Here is a 5,345-nt window from a genome sequence, read left to right as displayed (position 1 = left end):
AAATCAAAATCGGGATTCTGGCCCGGATCGGCGTTGCTTTGGTCATCAATTGCCGTTGGTGCGATGCGCGCCAACACACTGGTGCTCCAGGTACCTGCGGGACAGGCCACCCGCATGCGCCCTTTGGGCGCGGGAGCCCAGGCAATCGCAGCTCCTCGCATCGTGTGCGGACCGCATGCTTTGGCCGGCGGAAGATAGCGGGTCTCTTGCATGCCAAGCGGCGCAAACACATTCTGCTGAACGTAAACGTCTTCTGCCTCGCCGGTGAGTTTCTCGATCAGCGCGCCAAGCAGAATGTAGTTGATGTCGGAGTAGCGGAAAACCGCACCGGGACCCGACTGCAGCGGCGTGGTAAGCGCACGACGAATGCCCGCTGCTTTATCGGCTGCGTCCAGTCCCCACGGATCGTGCAGATTGACGTCGTCCGCTTCGCCTGACGTGTGCGTCAGCAACATCCGAACCGTCACCCGTGCGCGCAGTGGATCGTTCGCCGCGTTGAAGTCGGGCAAATACTTCTGCACCGGATCGTCGAACGCAACCATGCCGTGTTCATAAAGCTGCATGACAGCAGTGGCCGTCGCGAGACACTTCGTCAACGACGCCACGTCGAAGATGGTGTCCTCGGTCATCGGCTCCGCAGGTGCGGGCGATCCATCCAGCCCCGGCGCGCCGGCAAGCTTGCGCGAACCAAAAGCCCGATGGAAGACGATCCTGCCACCATGCCCAATCACAACCACAGCACCTGGCAGCCGCCGTGCCGCAATCGCATCGTTTACCAGCTTGGAAACCGTTGCGAAGTCAGCTATGGGGGCCGCATCCGGTGCCTGCGTTGCCTGCGCGCGTGTGGGAGCCGCATCCGGCGCCTGCGTTGCCCGCGCGCTGTCGCTTACTGCTGTGTGCGCTGCATAGCCACGTGAGCAAGCCGCAGCGAGTGTAAGCAAGACAGTTCCAGCAGCAATGGCCTTTCGCGCAGATGGCTTACCGAACATTGGACCGCTCCGGGTTTGACGCCAGCTTCATGTTTGAGACATCTACGGCCCAGGCTATATGTGACCGTCGCGATCCGCGGTCACGACCTGCTGGAAAACGGCGACTTCTAACGGTAACCGGACCGTGCGGCGGGAGAGCGCAGTTGGAGGCGTTGGTCTATCACCGCGGTTGGTCGAGGTAGCGGCGCGCGCCCCAGTAGTCTTCGTCCAGTCGAACCGGGGTGATGCGCACTGGTATCCCCTTGTCGAATGCCTCGATCATCTCGCCGTTCCCGGAATACATGGCCACGTGGTAGATCGCGTCGGGATTGTCGGGGTCCCTGCTGCCGTGCGAGTAGAAGAGCAGATCGCCGGGCTGGAACCCGGATTTGTCGACGGGGCGGCCCTGGCTGTCGGCGGCTTGCGGGCCGGCATCGCGCGGGAGGGTGATGCCGTACACCTGGTAAATGGTGGAGGTGAAACCGGAGCAGTCGAACCCGAACCCGGCACGGCCGCCCCACAGGTAGGGGACGTCCACGAACACGGCGGCGTACCGGGCCAGATCGGCTCCGGTGGGATGCGGTATGTCCGTGGGCTTTTCATAGACCGCCACCGTTCGGGCATCCAGCCACTTCGGGCCGCGAGCGGGGGTGGCCACCGAAACCGCCTTGTCGGTGCGGCTCAGGACGGGAAGCCTGGTGTTGGTACTGATCTCGAGGTCGTGATCGGAGAGTCCGGAATCGCGATACAGCCAGGTGGTGATGCCGCGATCGGCGAGCGCGAAGGGCGCGGATTTCTTCAGTTCGCCGTAGACCGGGTTGGTCGTCAACTGGGCTTTGGGAATCCAGCCGGGATAGCCCAGGGCATTGTTCGGTGCGGGCTGGCCGGGGACCACTACCTCGTCCCAGTCGCCCTGCTCGCCCACCACAGAGACGCGGTCGCCGAAGAGGGCCTGCGTCTGGGTGAGATTGTCCGAGCTGAGCGCTTCCTGCTGGTCCGGCGTCATATCCGACAGCCAGCCGCGAATATCGACCGGATTTGTCAGGGCGGGATGATCGACCGGACGCGGGCTCTGCGGCGTGGTCCACACCGTGGCCACCGAAACAGCGACATAGGCGCTAGATGTCCCCGACGGCGGGGAGACGTCGACATGCGGGGAATGGTCGACATGCGCAGCGGTTACGCATGCTGCCACCAGCCCGGTGGACAAGACACCGGCAAGCACTGTTCGGGTGAAGCACCCGGTCGCTGGTCTGGTCATAACCACGGCGAGTATCCCACCATGGAAACGGTCCGTCGAAGCTCTGCGCACGCGCGGCCGCTAAGCGACGTCCGTAGTGTGTCTTCGGGGTCTGACAGGGTTTTGTGCCTCGACCCCGCCACCCAAGCGGACGACGCGGCCCAGCCTGGTCATCCGTCGTGGTAACCGTCGACCTCATCGGCTGCGACTAGCAGCACCGCTGCCGGCTGCCGCGTCTGAGCGGCCGTCAGGCAGTCGTCGCCGCCGGTGTTGACGTGCACGCTCGGGGCTTCGATCTGGCCGTTGTCGACCGTGCCGTCGGCGAATTGGAGGGTGCGTTTACAGCGAGAGCGCGAGAGCCAGTGCCGGTGCCATCGCTGGTGGCGATGCGACGGGTACCGGCGGAGCCTCAGCTGGCGGTGGCGGTGCGGCGGGTGTGGCAGGACCGCCGGGCTCGGGGGTGGTCTGCCACGGCGTTAGTAGGACCTATCGATTAGCGTCGTGCTCCAGCATGTTTCGTTGGCCATAGTGCCAGCTCAGCCTGCATCGTCGCCAAAATCATCCGATGGACCCACAAAACGATGGTCGTACTGGCACTACGCGAGGCGACCAGCCTGAAGTAGGCCCTCAACCCAGTATTGGTGTCCGAGTACCACATACCGATTCTGATCCTCCAACCGGTTACGAGTAGTTTTCCTGCGCGCGAATACCTGAAAACTGTCCTCCCGACGGCATTTTCGCGCCGTGAGCAATTCTGACAGCCCTGCAAGCCCCTCAGCGGTTGCCCAATCGGCGTGTCGGTTGAGCGGTCCGAAGTGACATATTTTTCGTTTCGCTCGCAGAACAGGGAGCCACGATGATGGACTGCTCTGTGTTGAGTACTTCGGTCGCTCCCATGCCGGTCGCTGTTCGCGCGTTGTCGGCGATGTTCGCGTTCCTACTGCTGGGGATCGCCGGTGCTGCTGCCGCAGCCGCCGCACCGGCCGAGCCGGTTTCTAGAGCGGTCGGCGAGAAGACCGTGGGCTGGGACACTTACCGCCGATTGGATCGCTTGCCGTATCTGAACGCCGACACACAAGCCCTTCAGCTGTCGAGCTTCGATCGAAGCGGCGGCAATTTCGACATCTCCACCGGGAACAAGAACGGCAGCGGTGGCTGCCTGGCGTCCGGTGGTGCCGGCTGCGTCGTCGCCGAAGATCGCGGCGCCGGCGAGATCGATTCGATCTGGTTCACCCGCGACGGCGGCAACGTGACCGCCCTCGGAAAGATTCGCATCGACCTGGATGGCCGGACGGTGATCGACGCGCCGTTGCAATCGCTGGTCGACGGCGCGCTGGGCGCGCCGTTCGTGTGGCCTCTGGTGGCCAATGCCACGCAGTCGCCGGGAGGCGTCTACATCAAGGTGCCGATGCCCTACCGGCAGTCGATGCGGATCAGCGTCGCATCGCATTTGGAGTACTACCACGTTGACTATCGCCGGTTTTCGACAGCCGACGGCGTGACGACGTTCTCGCGCTCCGACCCCGCCCTGGACGTGCTCGCCACGTTCCGCGCCGCCGGCACCGTCGACCCCAAACCGGCAGCACCCGCAGCACGGCATATCCGTCGCGTCAACCAGATCCCCGCCGGCAGCGGGCTGCAGATTGCGGAATCGGCCGGCTCGGGCAGCATCTCGGCACTCCGCCTGCAGCTAGCACAACGGGCCGGTCAACTCCTTGCCGGGTTGCGGCTGCAGATCGAGTTCGACGGCCGAATGCTGGTTGACTCGCCACTTGGGGAATTCTTCGGCGCCGGACTGGGCGCCGACAACGTGCGGTCGCTGATGTTCGCCACCATCCCACGACCCGACGGATCATTGTCGTTAGCAGCTTGGTGGCCAATGCCTTTCGCCCGTGCCGCCCACGTCACCCTCGTCAACACCACCGACAGTCCCGTAACCGGGCTCGACAGCGACGTGGTGTTCACACCCGACCCGCAGTGGGCACCCGCGCTGGCCAGCGGGCGGGCGGGCTACTTCACCGCACGTTCGCACGCCGGACCAACGACGATCGGTCAGGACTGGCTGTTCGCCGACGAACAAGGCCACGGAAAGTTCGTCGGCGTCAGCCACACCATCCGCGGTTCTCGGATCAAAACGTCGTTTGGTGATGACTCTCCCTACTTCCTTGAAGGAGCCGAACGGGTTTACACCGACGGTTCGGCGTCGCCGCAGTGGTACGGCACCGGCACCGAGGACTTCTACGAGGGCGGCTGGTACTTCCACAACGGCACCACTTACAGTGACCCCCTTACCGGCCAACCCGATCAACGCACGGCCCGCGGTGGCTGCGCAGACTACTGTGTGGCGGTCTATCGGCTCATGCTCGCCGACGCCATCGACTACCACTCCGCAATCCGATTCGGCATTGAGCACGGTAAACGCAATATGGTGCAACCCGCCTACAGCTCAACCGCGTTCCTCTACACACAGCCAGACGACACCGCCACCCCCAGCGACGACGTCAACCCCACCGATCCGGTCAGTCGACTGCTGCACGGGTACAGCGACGGCGACGTCACCGATCAGCTGCCGGTCAGCGAATACGAGGGCAGCGACGACACTCGCCCGATCGCCGGTGTAGTCAGCGCGACCCATGCTGCAATCACATTCCACGTCCTCATCGGCCCGGACAACCACGGCATCCTGCTGCGCCGCACGTCGGACCAACTCGTCGGCTTTCAATCGGCAGACGTTGCTATCGACGGCACGCCTGCCGGGATCTGGTTAGAGCCCCGCAGCAACAACTCACACCGCTGGCTCGACGACACCTATCTCGTGCCTGAGCGTCTCACCGCAGGCAAAAACCTGGTCACCGTCACGCTCACACCCATCCCCGACACCGTGCCCTGGACAGCCAGCCGCTACCACGTCGACGCCGTGCTGACTCGCCCGGGGCCGTGACGGGCGGGGGTGTTGGATTACCGGGAGCTGGGGTAGACCTTGTTCGACCCAGAACGGAGCAGCATGAGCGAAGGCGTGCAGACCGGAACCATCACCACGCATGTGCCGGCACGGCTGGACCGACTGCCCTGGGCGCGGTTTCACTGGCGCGTCGTTGTCGGTCTCGGTGGGGTGTGGATCCTCGACGGACTCGAGG

At 64.2% G+C, this 5,345-nt stretch carries 3 protein-coding genes; 1 reads left to right on the top strand and 2 read right to left on the bottom strand.

Going from position 1 to position 5,345, the window contains the following annotated elements; all coding sequences use genetic code 11:
• The coding region (locus VEI45_RS25530; RefSeq protein ID WP_324857485.1) for a serine hydrolase domain-containing protein at window positions 1-989 on the bottom strand (989 nt) is incomplete at its 3' end.
• 160 nt (window positions 990-1,149) lie between these two features.
• The gene (locus VEI45_RS25525; RefSeq protein ID WP_324857483.1) at window positions 1,150-2,229 is read right to left on the bottom strand and encodes an NlpC/P60 family protein; all 1,080 of its coding nucleotides are present in this window, start codon (window positions 2,227-2,229) and stop codon (window positions 1,150-1,152) included.
• A gap of 904 nt (window positions 2,230-3,133) precedes the next feature.
• On the opposite strand from VEI45_RS25525, the gene VEI45_RS25520 reads away from it, so the two are divergent.
• Window positions 3,134-5,149 (top strand): glycoside hydrolase family 172 protein, encoded by a 2,016-nt coding sequence (locus tag VEI45_RS25520; RefSeq protein ID WP_324857487.1) that lies wholly within the window; start codon window positions 3,134-3,136, stop codon window positions 5,147-5,149.
• Window positions 5,150-5,345 lie beyond the last annotated feature (196 nt).

The organism is Mycobacterium sp., assembly GCF_035623875.1.
Taxonomy (GTDB): Bacteria; Actinomycetota; Actinomycetes; order Mycobacteriales; family Mycobacteriaceae; genus Mycobacterium.
The sequence above is the reverse complement of the archived record's forward strand: the minus strand, read 5'-3'. Positions and strand labels throughout refer to the sequence as shown.

Bases quoted from the DNA above. Each gene is read 5' to 3' on its own strand.
- VEI45_RS25520 (WP_324857487.1), top strand. From the start codon at position 3,134: ATGTTCGCGTTCCTACTGCTGGGGATCGCCGGTGCTGCTGCCGCAGCC.
- VEI45_RS25525 (WP_324857483.1), bottom strand. From the start codon at position 2,229: ATGACCAGACCAGCGACCGGGTGCTTCACCCGAACAGTGCTTGCCGGT.